This is a genomic window from Pseudomonas sp. HS6-2 (genome assembly GCF_049325675.2).
Taxonomy (GTDB): domain Bacteria; phylum Pseudomonadota; class Gammaproteobacteria; order Pseudomonadales; family Pseudomonadaceae; genus Aquipseudomonas; species Aquipseudomonas putida_N.
Map to the genome: position 1 here is coordinate 2732346 of NZ_CM143906.1, position 17336 is coordinate 2749681.

The window sequence follows — 17336 nt, forward strand, 5'->3', positions numbered from 1 at the left end:
GCCGCCAGGCGCCTCCCTTGAGCGCATGGCTCTGGTAGCATGCGCCGCATGACGTATTCAGGAAGACTAACCTGGGGCCTGGTTTTCTGGGCCGCCAGTTTTGCAGCATGGGGCCAGAGCGAGTTGCTGGTGAAGGTAAAACCTGCCAACAAGGAGCTCAAGGCCAATGTCGAAGGCTATATCGGTACCCTTGGCGACCGCGATGAAGAAGCGCTGCTGCGTTTCAGTCGCGGGGCACAGGAGCAGGCGCGCAAGGCCGCGCAGGCACTTGGCTACTATCAGGCGCAGATCGACACCGAGGTCAAGCCGCCTGCCAAGGCCGATCAGCACCCACAACTGATCATCAAGATCGACCCCGGCGAGCCGGTGCGCCTGCGCAACGTGACTGTGCGCATCGAAGGGCCGGCCAGCGAGATGAAAGCCTTTCGCGTGCCTGACAGCCGCGCCCTGCGTGCGGGCGAACAGCTCAACCACGGCCTGTACGAAGATGCCAAGCGGCTGATCCAGAACCAGGCTTCGCGTTATGGCTTCTTCAGTGGCCACTTCACGCGCCAGCGCCTGGCGGTCGACCCTCAGGCCGGCGTGGCCGATATCGAGCTGGTTTACCAGAGCGGGCCGCGTTATCGCCTCGGGGCGGTGAAGTTCAGTGGCGACACGCCGCTCGACCAAGACCTGCTGCAGCGCATGGTTTCGTTCAAACCCGGTACGCCCTACGATTCCGAACTGGTCGCCCAACTCAACAACGACCTGCAATCGAGCGGCTATTTCGAAGGCGTGCGGGTCGATGCCGCACCCACTGCGGCGGTAGGCGAAGACATCCCGGTGGACGTCCGCCTGGACACCCGCAAGCCCCGCACCATGGGCCTGGGCCTGGGCTTCTCGACCGACGTGGGCCCGCGTGGCAAGGCCAACTGGACGCGGCACTGGGTCAACCCGCAAGGCCACAGTTATGGCTGGGAAACCGAGCTTTCGGCACCGCGGCAGAACGTCGGCCTGTGGTATGACGTGCCCCTCGATCCACCCTTGACCGACAAGCTGCGCTTCGCTGGCGGCTACCAGAACGAAGAAATCGCCGGCACCGACACCCTCAGCAAGCTGTTGACCGTCGGCCCGGAGTGGCACAGCAAGCTGGCCAGCGGTTGGCAGCGGGTGATCTCGCTCAAGTACCAGCGCGAAGAGTATCGCCTGGGCGATGATTCGGGGCTGAGCCACCTGCTGATGCCTGGCGTGAGTTTTTCTTACCTGCGCAGTGACAACCGCATCGACCCGCACAACGGCTACCGTTTGCAGTTCGACACCCAGGTGGCCAAGGAAGGGCTGATGTCCGACACCAATCTGTTGCATGGCAATGTCCTGCTCAAGGGCCTGACCACCCTCGGCCACAACCACCGCTTTCTCGGGCGGGTGCAATTCGGTGGCAGTGCCACCAATGGATACAAGAACAACATTCCGCCGTCGCTGCGCTTCTTCGCCGGTGGCGACCAGAGCGTGCGCGGCTACGACTACCAGACCCTGTCGCCGAAGAACAGCGACGGCGATCGCATCGGCGGCCGCTACCTGGTTGCGGGCAGTGTCGAGTACCAGTATTCGCTGGCCGAAAAATGGCGAGTAGCGACCTTCATCGACCAAGGTAACGCCTTCAACACGTTGGAGCTGCCCAGCCTCAAGACCGGGGTCGGTATCGGTGTGCGCTGGGTGTCGCCGGTCGGGCCGCTGCGCCTGGACCTGGCCAAGGCACTCGATGACGACGGCGGTATTCGCCTGCACTTCTCCATGGGGCCTGAGCTGTGATGCGTGTGTTGAAATTCATTCTGCTGGGTGTGCTCGGCAGTGTGTTGCTGGTGGTCCTGACCCTGGGCATGTTGCTGGGGACCGAAGGGGGTAGCCGCTGGGCGCTGGGCCGGGTGCCAGGGCTGACTATCGATGACTTCCAGGGCCGCCTGGCGGGTACCTGGAAAGCCAGCCATTTGAGCTGGATCGACGGCGGCAACAATGTGCAAGTGGAGGCGCCGCTACTGAGCTGGTCGCCTGCTTGCCTCCTGCGCGCCACGCTGTGTATCGACCAGTTGCAGGCTCAGCGGGTCGACATGGCCTTCGCGCCAAGCGATCAACCGGCCGAAAGTGGCCCGCTGCAGTTACCCGCGCTGCACTTGCCGGTGGCGATCGAGGTCGGTGAGGTAAAGGTGGGCCAGTTGCGCTTGGATGGTAGCGATCTGCTCGGCGATCTGCACCTGGCGGCGCATTGGACCGCTAGCGGGCTGCGTATCGAGAGCCTGCAGCTGCAGCGTGACGATGTGCACGTGCAAGTGCAGGGCGACTTGCAGCCTGAGGGCGATTGGCCGGTACAACTTCAAGGCCAGGTACAGTTGCCTGCGGTGGAGGGCAAAGCTTGGCAGCTGGCGCTGAACGCAAAGGGTGAATTGCAGAAAACCCTATCGCTCGACGCCACCAGCAGCGGCTACCTTGATGCCCGCCTGAGCGGGACGGTTCAGGCCCTCGCCGAACACCTGCCGGCAAAACTGCAGATTCGCGCCGATGCCTTCAAACCAACGGCATCGTTGCCCGACACGTTGCAGCTCAATCAGCTCGTGCTGGATGCCCAGGGCGATCTGCTCAAGGGCTACCAACTGTCGGGTAGTGCCAGCCTGCCGGCCGAACAGGCACCGATCGCACTGGCACTGACCGGCAAGGTGGACGCCAAGGGCGCCAGGCTGGATGCCCTGGACCTGGCGGCCAGCGACACCCAGCGCGTCAAGCTGCAGGGCAGCGCTGACTGGCAGCAGGCGTTGAAGGCTGATGCCCAGCTGGAGTGGCAGGATTTTCCGTGGCTGCGCCTGTACCCGCTGGAAACACCGCCGCAGGTGACCCTCAAGCGTTTCAATGCCCAGGTCCAATACCAGAATGGCAATTACCAAGGCACCTTCAACGGTGACCTCGACGGCCCGGCCGGGGCCTTCACCCTGGCCAGCCCGTTCGCAGGTGACCTGGGCCAGGTACGCCTGCCGCAGCTGGCGCTGACGGCCGGGCAGGGCAAGGCGGCGGGCAGTGTCGCGGTGCGCTTCGCCGAGACCCTGGCCTGGGATGTCGACCTGCAGTTGTCGGCCTTGGACCCGGCGTACTGGCTGGCCGAGCTGCCTGGTACCTTGGCCGGGCCCTTGCGCAGCAAAGGTGAAATGAAAGGCGAGCAGCTCAGCCTGGATGCCCAGCTCGACCTCAAGGGGCGCCTGCGCGGGCAGCCGGCGGTGCTCAAGGTCGAGGCACAAGGGGCCGGGCAGAGCTGGACGCTTGGTGCGCTGGCCGTGCAACTGGGCGATAACCGTATCAACGGCAGCGGCAGCCTGCAGCAGCGCCTGGCCGGGCGAGTCGACCTCGACTTGCCGCGGCTCGGCCAGCTGTGGCCGAGGCTGCAAGGGCAGGTCAAGGGGCGCCTGGACGTCAGCGGCACGCTGAACGCGCCGCAAGGCAACCTGACCCTGCAGGGCCAGCAGCTGGCACAGGAAGAAAACCGCCTTCAGCGGCTCGACCTGGAGGCCCGACTGGACAGCGCTCAGCGGGGTGTAATCGACCTCAAGGCCAACGGCATCCGCCTGGGCGACACGGTGCTGGGCACCTTGCAGGCCAATGGCAAGGGCGACATCCGCCAACAGGCGCTGACCCTGGCGCTGGACGGCCCTCAACTCAAGCTCGACCTGGGTCTGGATGGCCAGCTGAGCAAAGGTGACTGGCGTGGCCGCCTGGCCAGCGGCAGGATCCAGGCCGGTGGCCAAGACTGGCAACTGCAGGCACCCGCCCGGCTGCAGCGACTGGCCAGTGGCCAAATGGATTTCGGCGCCCACTGCTGGCGCTCCGGCCAGGCCAGCCTGTGCGGCGAGGACCAGCGCCTGGCGCCCGAGCCGCGCCTGCGCTATCACCTCAAGCAGTTCCCGCTGGAGAGCCTGGCGCAATGGCTGCCGAAGGACTTCGCCTGGCAGGGCATGCTCAATGCCGACGTGAACCTCGATATCCCGGCCAGCGGCCCGAAAGGCAGCGTGCGTGTCGATGCCAGTGGCGGTACGTTGCGCGTTCGCGACAAGGGCCGCTGGATCGACTTCCCTTACCAGGCCCTGCGCCTTGACAGCACCCTGGCGCCACGCCGGGTCGATACACGTCTGGATTTTCGTGGTGAACGCCTGGGCGAACTGAGCCTGAACACGCGTATCGATCCACTGGGCAAGGACAAGCCGCTGTCCGGCGACTTCCGCCTTGCCGGGCTGGACCTGTCGATCGCCCGTCCGTTCATGCCGATGGTCGAACGCCTGGCCGGGCAGTTGAATGGCAGCGGGCGCTTGAGCGGTACCTTGCTGGCGCCACAGGTCAACGGCAACCTGATGCTCAGTGGCGGTGAGGTCAGTGGTGCCGAGTTGCCGGTCAGCCTGCAGGACTTTTCACTGCAGGCCTTGATCGCCGGCGATCAGGTGCAGCTCAACGGCGGCTGGCGCAGCGGGGCAGCCGGCCGCGGCAAGCTCAACGGCCACCTGACCTGGGGCCAGGCCCTGGGCATGGACCTGCGCCTGCAGGGCCAGCAGTTGCCGGTGACCGTCGAGCCCTACGCCACGCTAGAAGTCGCGCCAGACCTGAACCTGCGCCTGATTGATGACAAGCTGGCGGTGTCCGGTAAAGTGCTGGTGCCCAAGGGCAAGATCGTTGTGCGCGAGTTGCCACCCTCTACAGTCAAGGTCTCGGACGACACCGTCATAGTCGGCCACCAGACCGAAGAGGGCAAACCGCCCATGGCAATGGCCATGGATATCGACGTGGTCGTAGGGCAGGACACCCTGTCGTTCAGCGGCTTTGGCCTGACCGCCAACCTGCTTGGCCATGTGCACATCGGTGACAACATGGACACCCGTGGCGAATTGAGCCTGTCTGATGGTCGCTACCGTGCCTATGGCCAGCGCCTGACCATTCGCCGCGCACGGCTGTTGTTCGCCGGGCCGATCGACCAGCCCTATCTGGATATCGAGGCCATCCGTAAGGTCGACGATGTGATTGCCGGTATCCGCCTGAGTGGCAGTGCCGAGCAGCCGACCACCAGCGTATTCTCGGAACCGGCCATGAGCCAGGAGCAGGCGTTGTCCTATCTGGTGCTCGGGCGCCCACTGGGGACTTCCGGTGAGGACAACAACATGCTTGCCGAAGCGGCATTGGGCCTGGGCCTGGCAGGCAGTGCCGGGATTACCGGCAGCCTGGCATCGGGGCTGGGGATCGATGACTTCCAGCTGGACACCGAAGACTCCGGTAACAGCACCAGTGTGGTGGCCAGTGGCAACCTGACCGAGAAGCTCAGCTTGCGCTACGGGGTCGGGGTGTTCGAGCCGGCCAATACCGTTGCGCTGCGTTACAAACTGAGTAAGAAGGTGTATCTGGAAGCCGCCAGCGGGCTGGCAAGCTCGCTGGATATCTTCTACAAGCGAGACTTCTGAGGGGGCGTCAGCGTACGGTGGCGGCCTCGACGAATTCGGCAGCAGCGGCCTCCTGAAGGCCGCGAGTGATATCCCGCAGGTCGATTGCGGTCATGGGCGCGGGTGGGTTGTCCAAGGGGCTGGCTTCTGAGGCAGGAAGAGGCCCCGCTGGCAGGTGCGGGGCGAGCAATCAAGCATCGCGCTGACAATCAGGCATCAGTGGAACCCTTGCCAGTGTCGCTTTCTACGGCGGGCGTGGGTTTCAGAGTTTCGGCCTGTGAGAGGGTGTCCTGACTTTCCAGCGTTGAAGTCTTGATTACGGTCGGCTTGGTGGCGGCTTCGGTGAGGAAGTCGATCACCCGCATCATGGCTTCCGGCGGGTCCTGGCTACGCAGCGAGGTATTGAACGCATAGCGTGCCCGGGTATCGGTCTTGCGGGTTTGCGTGGACTTGCTGACGATGCCTTTGTACTCGCCTTGTTCGTCAACGATGGTTTCGTCGTAGTCGAACTGGATGGCGACCGCTTTTCCATCCTGCACGCAGACCTGCATGAGGGTCTGCATAGGATTTGCTGGCAGTGACCTGCGCCTGGACCATCGCTTGCAGCGGTGCGGCGATCATGCGGTCCATGGGCAGCGCATTGATGACCGAACCGATAAGGCTGTTGTTGATAGACATGATGGTTATCTCTTTTGGCAAGGTAGCGGAGGCGGCCGCTCAGGGTGGCCGCGCGTGAGCACCTTCAGCGAGCGCAATGCTCCTGACGGCGAATGTTGCCTATCTGGCGCAGGCTCAGGCCGTACTTGTTCGCCAGCAGGCTGCGTGACAAACCGTCGGCGCTTTCTTTCTGGATTTGCAGGTTGCGCAATTGCCTCAGGAAATGGTCGGCCTTGGGAATTTCCAGAGCGACACCGGCGAAGCGCTTGATCAAGGCGTCGAGGGCGTCGGCTGGGAGTACGTCGGCGAGCTTGGTGCGCGTTCGGTGCTTGGGAATGTACTTGGGCCTGCCGCCGTAGGCGCAAGTCAGCTGGTAGGCGTTTTCAAGGCCGATGCATTCGATCAGGGCCTGCAACGAATGCGGTAACTGGCCGATGTCGATGGCTGTGAGATCTGGCAGTTCCATATGAGACTTCCTCGCGGTGGGTGGAGCGCGATGCCTGTCGTTGGCATGGAGGAATTCTCGGTGAGCGACGAACGCTGTCGCTAGGCGCCAAGTGGGCTGGCAGTTGTAGCTTTGATGAGCAGGGCTTGCAGGCAACGATGCCTAGCGGTGTAGGAAGATGCCTCAGCGCTGCCGTACAGGCCCGATGTCACATAGGGTTGCATTGTCTACCGTGTCTGTAAGTGCCACCCCCCTTACTTGCATGGATAGCTGTTCATCAGGCTTGCACTGCCGAGGTAGGCATGGGCTTTATCGGCCTGCTCCTGCGGCAAGGTGCGCCAGTCGATGATCAGGCAAAGGCTGTTCAAGGGTTGACCATCGAGCTGGCCGATGACCCTGCCGGGGAAAGTCCGCCGATAGCGTGCGAAGGTGCGCTCCACGGTTTCTACCTGATCCGCTTGCACCAGCGTCTGACGAGCCAATTCCGGTAGCAGCGGCTGGGGGATCGTGAAGTGGGCTTTCCCGGATGTGACTTGCAGGTGCCCTGCAGCACGGGTTCTTTGCCAAAGTTGTTGCCATTGGCTGCTGCCTGCGTGAGTCGCCAGTTGGCTACCTAGCTTGAGCAATTGTTCAGGCGAGGCCTGACGGGTGTCCAGGGCATGAATGGGAAAAGAGGGTGTGAGGAGCATGATGAACAGCGCGAAATTGCGCATGGTGCCTCCAGCATGGATTGGGGAAATCCATGCTTTCAGGCTTGGCTCGCCACGCTAAGCAGGAAATACAGCGCTGCAAGCCATGGCCGTTGTATCATTGCGCCTGCTCATTGCGAGCCAAATGCCCCCGATGTTGAAGGAATTTTCGATGACACACGTGCAGCGCCTCAAATACTCGCTTCTGATCATCCTGGTGGTGCTGGGCCTCATGCTGGGCCTGTCGCATCTGCAGAAGCAAGGCACGATCAGTGAGCAGACCTTCCAGATGTTGGCCATTGCCATTGCGGTGGTCGTGGTGGTGATCAACGGGATTCTGCGGCGCAAGGTCAAGCCCTGACGCCTGCCGGCCGGCCACGCCAGGCGGCCTTCAGTCAGCGCGGCAACGGCTGCTCGAGCACGGCGCGTGCTTCTGGCTTGAGGCTGTAGCACTTGTCGCTGCCAAGGCTGATCACACCCTCCGTACACAGCCGCTTGAGCACCTCGCGTACGCTCAGGAACGACAGCGGTATGTCCAGTTGTTCCAGCTGCGCATGTACGCCGCGTACGCCAATGCTGCGCCCGGTGCGGTCTGCGCTGTACAGCGCATCGATCACCTTCAGGCGAATAAGGCTGGTGCGCAGGCCGTATCCGCGCAGCAGTTCGCGAATCTGCACGTTGCCGGCACGCTCGTCCACGCAAGCGGCCGCTCCGTCGGCTGCTTTGCCCGGGGCGCGTCCGGTCTGCACTGAGGGTTGCGGGTTGTACATGTGAATGCTCCTTTTCGTGGACTGTCCCGAAATATGGGTGCCTCACTGATTAGGACGAATGAGAACGGCAAATCTGCAGCTTGCGCCTGAAAAAAGATTTCTGCCGGTTTTCCTTAAAGACGGTTCGCGGCGCGCGTGCGCGTAAAATTTTCATCCAGCCATTCGTCTGATCGGGAATGACCCCCTGAATCCGAGGAGTGCCCGTGTTGCCAATTTCGCGTCCCTTGACCTGTGCCAGCTTGGCGGCTGCCCTGATCGCTTCCAGCGTAGCCGTGCAGGCGCGGGAACCCAGCGCTGATGCCAGTGCGCAGATCCGCCGTACCAGTTTTGGCGTGCCGCATATCGTCGCCAAGGACGAGCGTGGCCTGGGCTATGGCATTGGTTATGCCTATGCCCAGGACAACCTGTGCCTGCTGGCCAACGAAGTGTTGACGGTCAACGGTGAGCGCTCGCGCTATTTCGGCGCCCAGGGCAAGACTGTCGAACAGCGCGATAACCTGGCCAGCGACCTGTTCTTTACCTGGCTCAACACGCCGGCGGCAGTCAGTGGCTTCATGCAGGCCCAGCCAACGCAGGTGCGTGAACTGCTGGAGGGGTATGCCAGCGGTTTCAACCGCGCCCTGGCCGAGCGACGCAGCCAAGGCCTGCCAGCGGAATGTGGCGATGGCCAGTGGGTACGCCCGATCACCAGCCAGGACCTGGTCAAACTGACCCGTCGCCTGTTGGCCGAAGGCGGTGTGGGCCAGTTCGCCGAAGCGCTGGCGGGCGCCCAGCCCCCCAAGCTGGCTGCCCAGCAAGCAGCCCCGGCCTTTGACGTGGCACTGGCCCAGCAGCAGCGCTTTGCCTCCGAGCGCGGCAGCAACGCCGTGGCCGTGGGGGCGCAGCGCTCGGCCAACGGCCGTGGCCTGCTGCTGGCCAACCCGCACTTCCCGTGGGTGGGAGGCATGCGTTTCTACCAGATGCAGCTGACCATTCCAGGCAAGCTGGATGTGATGGGGGCCGCTTTGCCTGGCCTGCCTGTGGTGAACATCGGCTTCAACCGCCACCTGGCCTGGACCCACACGGTGGACACCTCGAAGCACTTTACCCTGTATCGCCTGCAACTGGACCCCAAGGACCCGACCCACTACCTGCAGGATGGCAAGTCGATCCCCATGGCACAGCAGGCCGTGAGCGTCACGGTCAAGGCCGCCGATGGCTCGCTCAGCCAGGTCGAGCGCCAGGTCTACAGCTCCAGTTTCGGGCCGGTGGTGCAGTGGCCCGGTCGACTGGATTGGGATACCCAGGCGGCCTATAGCCTGCGCGATGCCAACCTGGACAACACGCGTGTGCTGCAGCAGTGGTTCCGCATCAACCAAGCCGACAGCCTGGATGCCCTCAAGGGGGCCATCGAGCAATTGCAGGGCATCCCATGGGTCAACACCCTGGCGGTCGATGCCGCAGGCAAGGCGCTGTACCTGAACCAGTCCGTGGTGCCTTATGTCGATCAGCAACTGCTGAGCGAATGCAGCAACCCGGCGGCGCAAGGCTCTCTGGTGGTGCTTGACGGGTCGCGCAGCGCCTGCCAGTGGAAGGTCGATGCCCAGGCCGCACAGCCTGGTATCTTCCCGGCGCGGATGCTGCCAAGCCTGGAGCGCAACGACTTCGTGCAGAATTCCAACGACCCGGCCTGGATGGCCAACCCGGCCCAGCCGTTGACCGGGTTCTCGCCCTTGATCAGTCGTAACGACCAGCCGCTGGGCATGCGCGGGCGTTTCGCCCTCGAGCGCCTGCAAGGCAACGCCAAGTTGGGCGTCGATGACCTGCAGCGCATGGTGCTGGATGACGACGTGTACCTGGCCAGCCTGGTGCTACCCGATCTGCTGCAGTGGTGCAAAGGGGCCGAGGCAGACCTGCAGGCCGTGTGCGCCAGCCTCGCCGAGTGGAATGGCAAGGCCGATCTGAACAGTGGTGTCGGCCTGGTGCATTTCCAGAACATGGTCGAAGCGATGGCCAAGCACCCGCAAAGCTGGCGCGTGGCCTTCGACCCGGCAGACCCTCAGCACACTCCGCGTGGCTTGGCGGTGGAGCAGGGGGCGGTACGCAAACTGTTGCGCGAGGCGGCCTTGGCGTCACTGCAGCAAGTGGCCAAGGCGGGCGTGGAGGAGGGCAGCCGTTGGGGGCAGATCCAGCAGGCCGCCGATGGCACGCCGGTGCCTGGCGGGCCGCAGCAGCTGGGGGTCTACAATGCGATGTTCAGCGTGCCGCACGGGCCGGGCAAGCGTCTGGTGGTCAGCGGTACCAGCTACCTGCAGGTGGTGAGTTTCACTGAAAATGGGCCACAGGCGCGTGGGCTGCTGGCGTTCTCGCAGTCCAGCGAAGCCGGCTCAGCGCACTTCAACGACCAGACCAAGGCATTTTCGGCCAAGCAGCTGGCAGCGCTGCCGTTCACCGAGGCGCAGATCAAGGCGGACCCGGCGTATCGTCAGTATGTGATTAGTGAGCGGGACAAAGGGGCCGTGGTCAGCCGGCCTTGAAGCTTTAGCCTGCGACGGCCTCTTCGCGGGTAAACCCGTTCTCACAGGAATCTCACCGCCTGTAGCTTTGGTGCGGTACTTAATGTGGGAGCGGGTTTATCCGCGAAGAAGTTGGCCTGGACGTTCAGGAGAACTCGAACGGTTCCAAGGCAAAGCCTTGCCCATCGACCTGCAGGGTCCAGCCCCTTCGGTCCCAGTCCCCCAGCACAATGCGCCGCGCCGGTTCGCCATCCACCACCAGCTTGTGAATCGCCGGCCGGTGGGTGTGGCCATGCACCAGCGTGCGCACGCCGTGCTCCGCCATTACTTTCGGCACTTCTTCCGGCGTGACGTCGACAATCTCGGTAGCCTTCATGCGTGTCTGCGCACGGCTTTCGCTGCGCAGCTTGCGCGCCAGTTTCTGTCGGGTGGCCAGCGGCAGATGCCGGAGGATCCACAGGCTCACCGGGTTGCGCAGGTAGCGGCGCATCTTCATGTAGGCCAGGTCGCGGGTGCACAGGGTGTCGCCATGCATCAGCAGCACCTGTTCACCGCCCAGCTCGATCACGCTCGGGTCGGCCAGCAGCGTGCAGCCGGCGGCCTTGCAGAAATCCTGGCCTATCAGGAAGTCGCGGTTGCCATGCATCAGGTAGATCGCCGTGCCGCTGTCGCTGAGCTGGCGCAAGGCCTGGCAGATCGACTGCTGGAACGGGGTCATGGCATCGTCACCGATCCATGCTTCGAAGAAGTCACCGAGGATGTACAACGCCTTGGCGTGACGGGCGCGGCCGTCGAGCAGATCAAGAAACGCCCGGGTGATGTCCGGGCGTTCTTCTTGCAAATGCAGATCGGAGATCAGCAGGATCACTCAATGATCTCGGCTTTCTCGATGATCACGTCTTCCTTCGGCACGTCCTGGTGGCCAGACTTGGAGCCGGTGGAAACGCCCTTGATGGCGTCGACCACTTCACGACCTTCGATCACTTCGCCGAATACCGCGTAGCCCCAACCCTGCACGTTCTTGCCGCTGTGGTTGAGGAAGTCGTTGTCGGCGACGTTGATGAAGAACTGCGCGGAAGCGGAGTGCGGCTCCATGGTGCGGGCCATGGCGATGCTGTACTTGTTGTTCTTCAGGCCGTTGTCGGCTTCGTTCTGAATGCTGGCACGCTTGTCACGTTTTTCATTCATGCCTGGCTCGAAACCGCCGCCCTGGATCATGAAGTTGTTGATCACACGGTGGAACACGGTGTTGCTGTAGTGGCCGGCTTTGACGTATTCGATGAAGTTGGCCACGGTAATCGGGGCTTTTTCAGCGTTCAGTTCAATGACGATGTCGCCGTGGTTGGTGGTCAGTTTGACTTTGGACATGCTGAAATTCGCTCTTTCAAGGCATACGGGAATAGGTTGCGCAGGGCGCGTGTAGTCACCTGACGCAAGATCGGGCAACCGCGACACATGTTCATGGCACATGCTGCACGGCGATCATTTTGCACGGATCGCGATAAAACGCGCCAGTTTGTCGGTGCCCGGCTGTCAGCAGCTTGACTGCTTCGGCTATGATAGGCCCTTTGATTCAATCGGCCTACCCAGGCCGGACACGTGCATTCAAGGATCCTATGAGCAAGCCCACTGCCGACAACGCGCCCAACGCCGCTGCCAAAGGCGCCCCCGCTGTTCCTGCGAACTTCCTGCGGCCGATCATCCAGGCCGACCTGGACTCGGGCAAGCACAGCAGCATCGTCACCCGCTTTCCGCCGGAGCCAAACGGCTACCTGCACATCGGCCACGCCAAGTCGATCTGCGTCAACTTCGGTCTGGCCAAAGAATTTGGCGGTGTCTGCCACCTGCGCTTCGACGACACCAACCCGGCCAAGGAAGACCAGGAATACATCGACGCCATCCAGAGCGACGTCAAGTGGCTGGGCTTCGACTGGGCCGGCGAAGTGCGCTATGCCTCCAACTACTTCGACCAGCTGCACGACTGGGCCGTTGAACTGATCAAGCGTGGCAAGGCCTATGTCTGCGACCTGACCCCTGATCAGGCCAAGGAATACCGCGGCAGCCTGACCGAACCCGGCAAGAACAGCCCGTTCCGCGAGCGCGGCGTCGAGGAAAACCTCGACCTGTTCGCGCGCATGAAGGCCGGCGAGTTCAAGGACGGCGAACGGGTGCTGCGCGCCAAGATCGACATGGCCTCGCCGAACATGAACCTGCGCGACCCGATCCTGTACCGCATCCGCCATGCCCATCACCACCAGACCGGTGACAAGTGGTGCATCTACCCTAACTACGACTTCACCCACGGGCAGTCCGACGCCATCGAAGGCATCACCCACTCGATCTGCACCCTCGAGTTCGAAGGCCACCGCCCGCTGTACGACTGGTTCCTCGACAACCTGCCGGTACCTGCGCACCCGCGCCAGTACGAGTTCAGCCGCCTGAACCTTAACTACACCATCACCTCCAAGCGCAAGCTCAAGCAGCTGGTCGATGAAAAACACGTCAGCGCCTGGGACGACCCGCGCATGTCGACCCTGTCGGGCTTCCGCCGTCGTGGCTACACCCCGGCGTCGATCCGCAACTTCTGCGAAATGATCGGCACCAACCGTTCCGACGGCGTGGTCGACATGTCGATGCTCGAGTTCAGCATCCGTGACGATCTCGACCGCACTGCACCACGCGCCATGTGCGTGCTGCGCCCGCTGAAGGTGGTCATCACCAACTATCCGGAAGGCCAGGTCGAGCAGCTTGAACTGCCGCGCCACCCGAAGGAAGACATGGGCGTGCGCGTGCTGCCGTTTGCCCGCGAGCTGTATATCGACCGCGACGACTTCATGGAAGAGCCGCCGAAGGGCTACAAGCGCCTGGAGCCAGCCGGTGAAGTGCGCCTGCGCGGCAGCTACGTGATCCGCGCCGACGAGGCAATCAAGGACGCTGACGGCAACATCGTCGAGCTGCGCTGCTCGTACGACCCGGACACTCTGGGCAAGAACCCGGAAGGCCGCAAGGTCAAAGGCGTGATCCACTGGGTGCCCGCTGAAGGCAGCGTCGAGTGCGAAGTACGCCTGTACGACCGCCTGTTCCGCTCCGCCAATCCGGAGAAGACCGAAGATGGCGGCAGCTTCCTCGACAACATCAACCCGGATTCGCTGCAAGTGCTGACTGGCTGCCGCGCTGAGCCGTCGCTGGGCCAGGCGCAGCCTGAGGACCGCTTCCAGTTCGAGCGCGAAGGCTACTTCTGCGCCGACCTCAAGGACAGCCAGCCGGGTCGTCCGGTGTTCAACCGCACCGTCACCCTGCGTGACTCCTGGGGCAGCTAAGGAACCGCCGTGCTTACCATCTACAACACGCTGAGCAAGACCAAGGAAGCCTTCAAGCCGCTCGATGGCAACAAGGTGCGCATGTACGTGTGCGGCATGACCGTGTACGACTACTGCCACCTTGGCCACGGCCGCAGCATGGTGGCGTTTGACCTGGTGACCCGCTGGCTGCGTAAAAGCGGCTACGACCTGACCTACGTGCGCAACATCACCGACATCGACGACAAGATCATCAACCGCGCCAACGAAAACGGCGAGGCGTTCGACGCCCTGACCGCGCGCATGATCGACGCGATGCACGAGGACGAGCGCCGTCTGAACATCCTCAAGCCGGACCTGGAACCGCGTGCCACCGACCATATCGCCGGCATGCACGCGATGATCCAGACCCTGATCGACAAGGGCTATGCCTACGCACCGGGCAACGGCGACGTGTACTACCGGGTCGGCAAGTTCGTCGGCTACGGCAAGCTGTCGCGCAAGAAGATCGAAGACCTGCGCATTGGTGCGCGCATCGAGGTCGACGAGGCCAAGCAGGACCCACTGGACTTCGTCCTGTGGAAGGGCGTCAAGCCGGGCGAGCCTTACTGGGATTCGCCGTGGGGCCCTGGCCGCCCGGGCTGGCACATCGAGTGCTCGGTGATGTCCACCTGCTGCCTGGGCGAGAGTTTCGACATCCACGGTGGCGGCAGCGACCTGGAGTTCCCGCACCACGAGAACGAGATCGCCCAGAGCGAGGCAGCCACTGGCAAGCAGTACGCCAACAGCTGGATGCACTGCGGCATGATCCGTATCAATGGCGAGAAGATGTCCAAGTCGTTGAACAACTTCTTCACCATCCGCGACGTGCTCGACAAGTACCACCCGGAGGTGGTGCGCTACCTGCTGGTGGCCAGCCACTACCGCAGCGCCATCAACTACTCCGAAGACAGCCTGCGCGATGCCAAGGGCGCCCTGGAACGCTTCTACCATGCACTGCGCGGCCTGCCGCGGGTTGCCGCCAAGGGTGGCGAAGCGTTCGTCGAGCGCTTCAGCGTGGCGATGAACGACGACTTCGGTACTCCGGAAGCGTGCGCCGTGCTGTTCGACCTGGTGCGCGAGATCAACCGCCTGCGTGACAGCGATGTCGACGCAGCGGCTGGCCTGGCCGGTCGCCTGCGTGAGCTGGGTGATGTGCTGGGCGTGCTGCAGCTGGAGGCCGACGACTTCCTGCGTGCAGGGGCGGAAGGCAAGGTCGATGCGGCTGAGGTGGAGGCCTTGATCCAGGCGCGCCTGCAGGCACGTGCGGACAAGAACTGGGCGGAATCCGACCGTATCCGTGACCAGATCACTGCCATGGGCGTGGTGCTGGAAGACAGCAAGGGTGCCACCACCTGGCGCCTGGCTGACTGATCGGTGTCATTGGGGCCGCAAAGCGGCCCCAACTTTATTTGGCCAAACCGGCCAGGGGGCAGTGCAACACCAATTTCGCCCCACCCAGCTCGCTCTCGCCAATCTCCAGCCCGAACCCGTGCAGGTCGACGATCGCCGCAACGATCGACAACCCAAGGCCGAACCCGGAATGGCGGTGGCCTTCGTCGCTACGATAAAACCGCTTCAACACCGCAGTCCGTTCCTCTTCGGGAATCCCCGGCCCGCTGTCTTCGATGGCAATGTGCACACCCAGTTCATCCTGAGTCGCCTTGATGGCAACCCGACCCTCTTCGGGCGTGAACTTGATGGCATTGCCCACCAGATTGGCCAGTGCTTCGAACAGCAACTCGCGATCACCATGCAGCGCCGGCAACTGGGCAGGCTGTTCAAGATTCAGGCGGATGCCGCCATCTTCGGCCAGCGGCAGATAGAAATCGTGCAGTTCCACCAGCAAGTCGTGCGGATCGAGCTGAACGAAACCGGCGCGACGCTGGCGGTCTTCCAGCTCGCTGATACGCAGCAGGCCACGGAAGCGTGCCATCAGCGTGTCGGTCTCGCCGATCGCCTGGTCCAGCGCTTCGGCTTGTGGCGAGTCGTGGGCGCTCTGCTGACGAATACGGTACAGCTGTGCCCGCAGGCGGGTGAGGGGGGTGCGCAGGTCGTGGGCAATGTTGTCGCAAACGCCTTTGACTTCATGCATCAGCCGTTCGATGCGGTCGAGCATGGCGTTGACGATATCGGCGAGCATATCCAGCTCATCGCGGCGCGCCGACAACGGCAAACGGTGGGTGAGGTCGCCGGCGACGATCAGTTCGGCCTGGGCCTGTATCGCACGAATGCGCTTCAGCGGGCGGCGACGCAGCAGGTACCAACCGGCAAACCCCGGAATCAGGGTTAGCGAGATACCCCACAACAAGGCATGCAGAATGATGCGGGTGACCACGAACAACGAGCCATTGTCGCGGAACAGCACCAGCCAGCGGCCATCCTGCACTTGGATCGCCACGGCATCACAGCTGTCACGTGGCATGTGCGGGTCGTCAGCGTCCAGGCAGCGCTTGAGCTCATGCACCTTGCCGTCCAGCCCAAGGTCAGGGGGAATCGCGCGAATGCGCCCGCCCACCGGGTTGAACTGGGCGTCGAACAGGCCGTAGGCATCGAAACTGCGCTCTTCGAACGCCTGGCTGGCGATCAGGGCATCGTCCAGCTGCTTGCCACTCATGTGCGCGAACAGGTGCTGGCGCTGCAGCATGGAGTGGCGGGTGAGCTTGTTCAGGTAGCTGGAGACCTCGAAATACAGCACCCCCATGAGGATGCTGCTCCAAGCCACGAACAGGAAACTGTACAGCGCCAACAGGCGACTGGTCGACGAACTCCAGCCCTTAGACGGGTTCAGCAATGGCATAACCCGAGCCCCGTACCGTACGGATCAGCGGCGACTGGCCGGCGGAGTCGATCTTCTTGCGCAGGCGGCCGATGTGCACGTCGATCAGGTTGGTGCCCGGATCGAAATGGTAGCCCCAGACTTCCTCGAAGATCATCATCCGCGTGATCACCTGGCCGCTGTGGCGCATCAGGTATTCCAGCAGCTTGTACTCGGTGGGCAGCAGGTTGAGGGTGTGTTCGCCGCGGCGGGCCTCGTGGCTGATCAGGTCCAGCTGCAGGTCGGCGACCTGCAGGCGGGTCTGGGTCATGGGTACGCTGTTGCGCCGCAGCAGCACTTCGACCCGCGCCGCCATCTCGTCCGAGGCGAACGGCTTGGTCAGGTAGTCGTCGCCGCCGGCACGCAGGCCGCGCACGCGCTCGTCGACGTCGGACAGGGCGCTGATCATCAGGATTGGCGTCGCGATCTTCAGGTTGCGCAGGGTGGTGACGATCGTCAGGCCATCGACCTCGGGCAGCATGCGGTCTACGGTGATCAGGTCGTAACCGCCGGCAATGGCCTTGGCCAAGCCCTCGCGGCCATTGTCGGCCCAATCCACTTCCAGGCCGTGGCTGGAGAGTTCGGCGACGATTTCCTGGCCGGTGACGGCGTCGTCTTCGATGGTCAGTACGCGTGGCATGCTCGTTCCTGGGCGTCTATTTGGAGATTTGATTGTGCCAAAG

The 17336-nt window shown here is 63.1% G+C and carries 13 protein-coding genes and 2 pseudogenes; 6 read left to right on the plus strand and 9 right to left on the minus strand.

What is annotated here, in order from left to right; all coding sequences use genetic code 11:
* Nucleotides 1-48: 48 nt before the first annotated feature.
* Together ACOKS3_RS12815 and ACOKS3_RS12820 are read left to right on the plus strand one after the other, a co-directional pair.
* Entirely contained in the window at nucleotides 49-1791 is a 1743-nt protein-coding gene (locus ACOKS3_RS12815) for an autotransporter assembly complex protein TamA (RefSeq protein WP_103448237.1), read from the plus strand.
* Nucleotides 1788-5462, plus strand: coding sequence for a translocation/assembly module TamB domain-containing protein (locus tag ACOKS3_RS12820; RefSeq protein ID WP_422763141.1), 3675 nt, complete (start codon nucleotides 1788-1790; stop codon nucleotides 5460-5462). Before ACOKS3_RS12815 ends, ACOKS3_RS12820 begins: the two co-directional genes overlap by 4 nt.
* 37 nt (nucleotides 5463-5499) lie before the next feature.
* On the opposite strand, the pseudogene ACOKS3_RS12825 reads toward ACOKS3_RS12820, so the two are convergent.
* The 4 genes and pseudogenes from ACOKS3_RS12825 to ACOKS3_RS12840 all read right to left on the minus strand — a co-directional run.
* Nucleotides 5500-5577 (minus strand): annotated as a pseudogene (locus ACOKS3_RS12825) (DUF2589 domain-containing protein); the annotation flags it as partial.
* A gap of 73 nt (nucleotides 5578-5650) precedes the next feature.
* Nucleotides 5651-6119, minus strand: a pseudogene (locus tag ACOKS3_RS12830) (hypothetical protein).
* A 64-nt stretch (nucleotides 6120-6183) separates the two neighbouring features.
* Nucleotides 6184-6564, minus strand: a complete 381-nt coding sequence (locus ACOKS3_RS12835) for a Mor transcription activator family protein (RefSeq protein WP_103447061.1) — start codon at nucleotides 6562-6564, stop codon at nucleotides 6184-6186.
* A 233-nt stretch (nucleotides 6565-6797) separates the two neighbouring features.
* Nucleotides 6798-7256, minus strand: coding sequence for a hypothetical protein (locus tag ACOKS3_RS12840; RefSeq protein WP_422763142.1), 459 nt, complete (start codon nucleotides 7254-7256; stop codon nucleotides 6798-6800).
* A 148-nt stretch (nucleotides 7257-7404) separates the two neighbouring features.
* Between ACOKS3_RS12840 and ACOKS3_RS12845 the strand changes: the two genes are divergently transcribed.
* Nucleotides 7405-7593, plus strand: a complete 189-nt coding sequence (locus ACOKS3_RS12845) for a hypothetical protein (protein WP_003248064.1) — start codon at nucleotides 7405-7407, stop codon at nucleotides 7591-7593.
* A gap of 34 nt (nucleotides 7594-7627) precedes the next feature.
* Here the strand turns inward: ACOKS3_RS12845 and ACOKS3_RS12850 are convergent, their stop codons facing one another.
* Nucleotides 7628-8002 carry a fe2+ zn2+ uptake regulation protein gene (locus ACOKS3_RS12850; RefSeq protein ID WP_103447063.1) on the minus strand — a complete coding sequence of 125 codons (375 nt, stop codon included), beginning with the start codon at nucleotides 8000-8002 and terminating at the stop codon, nucleotides 7628-7630.
* Nucleotides 8003-8205: 203 nt separating this feature from the next.
* Here ACOKS3_RS12850 and pvdQ point away from each other — a divergent pair, with 203 nt between their 5' ends.
* Nucleotides 8206-10518, plus strand: coding sequence for a bifunctional acylase PvdQ (pvdQ, locus tag ACOKS3_RS12855; protein WP_422763143.1), 2313 nt, complete (start codon nucleotides 8206-8208; stop codon nucleotides 10516-10518).
* A gap of 124 nt (nucleotides 10519-10642) precedes the next feature.
* Here the strand turns inward: pvdQ and lpxH are convergent, their stop codons facing one another.
* Nucleotides 10643-11365 carry a UDP-2,3-diacylglucosamine diphosphatase gene (gene lpxH, locus ACOKS3_RS12860; protein WP_422763144.1) on the minus strand — a complete coding sequence of 241 codons (723 nt, stop codon included), beginning with the start codon at nucleotides 11363-11365 and terminating at the stop codon, nucleotides 10643-10645.
* Nucleotides 11362-11865, minus strand: coding sequence for a peptidylprolyl isomerase (locus tag ACOKS3_RS12865; protein ID WP_103447066.1), 504 nt, complete (start codon nucleotides 11863-11865; stop codon nucleotides 11362-11364). Before ACOKS3_RS12865 ends, lpxH begins: the two co-directional genes overlap by 4 nt.
* 248 nt (nucleotides 11866-12113) lie before the next feature.
* Between ACOKS3_RS12865 and ACOKS3_RS12870 the strand changes: the two genes are divergently transcribed.
* Together ACOKS3_RS12870 and cysS are read left to right on the plus strand one after the other, a co-directional pair.
* On the plus strand, nucleotides 12114-13817 hold the full coding sequence (locus tag ACOKS3_RS12870; protein ID WP_060507419.1) for a glutamine--tRNA ligase/YqeY domain fusion protein: 1704 nt from the start codon (nucleotides 12114-12116) through the stop codon (nucleotides 13815-13817).
* A gap of 9 nt (nucleotides 13818-13826) precedes the next feature.
* Nucleotides 13827-15209, plus strand: a complete 1383-nt coding sequence (gene cysS, locus ACOKS3_RS12875) for a cysteine--tRNA ligase (protein ID WP_103447067.1) — start codon at nucleotides 13827-13829, stop codon at nucleotides 15207-15209.
* 34 nt (nucleotides 15210-15243) lie between these two features.
* On the opposite strand, the gene ACOKS3_RS12880 is transcribed toward cysS, so the two are convergent.
* Together ACOKS3_RS12880 and ACOKS3_RS12885 are read right to left on the minus strand one after the other, a co-directional pair.
* A complete protein-coding gene (locus ACOKS3_RS12880) occupies nucleotides 15244-16635 on the minus strand; it encodes a sensor histidine kinase (protein ID WP_103447068.1) in 1392 nt (463 codons plus the stop codon).
* Nucleotides 16613-17293, minus strand: coding sequence for a response regulator transcription factor (locus ACOKS3_RS12885; RefSeq protein WP_103447069.1), 681 nt, complete (start codon nucleotides 17291-17293; stop codon nucleotides 16613-16615). The genes ACOKS3_RS12880 and ACOKS3_RS12885 overlap by 23 nt, the downstream gene beginning before the upstream one ends.
* Nucleotides 17294-17336 lie beyond the last annotated feature (43 nt).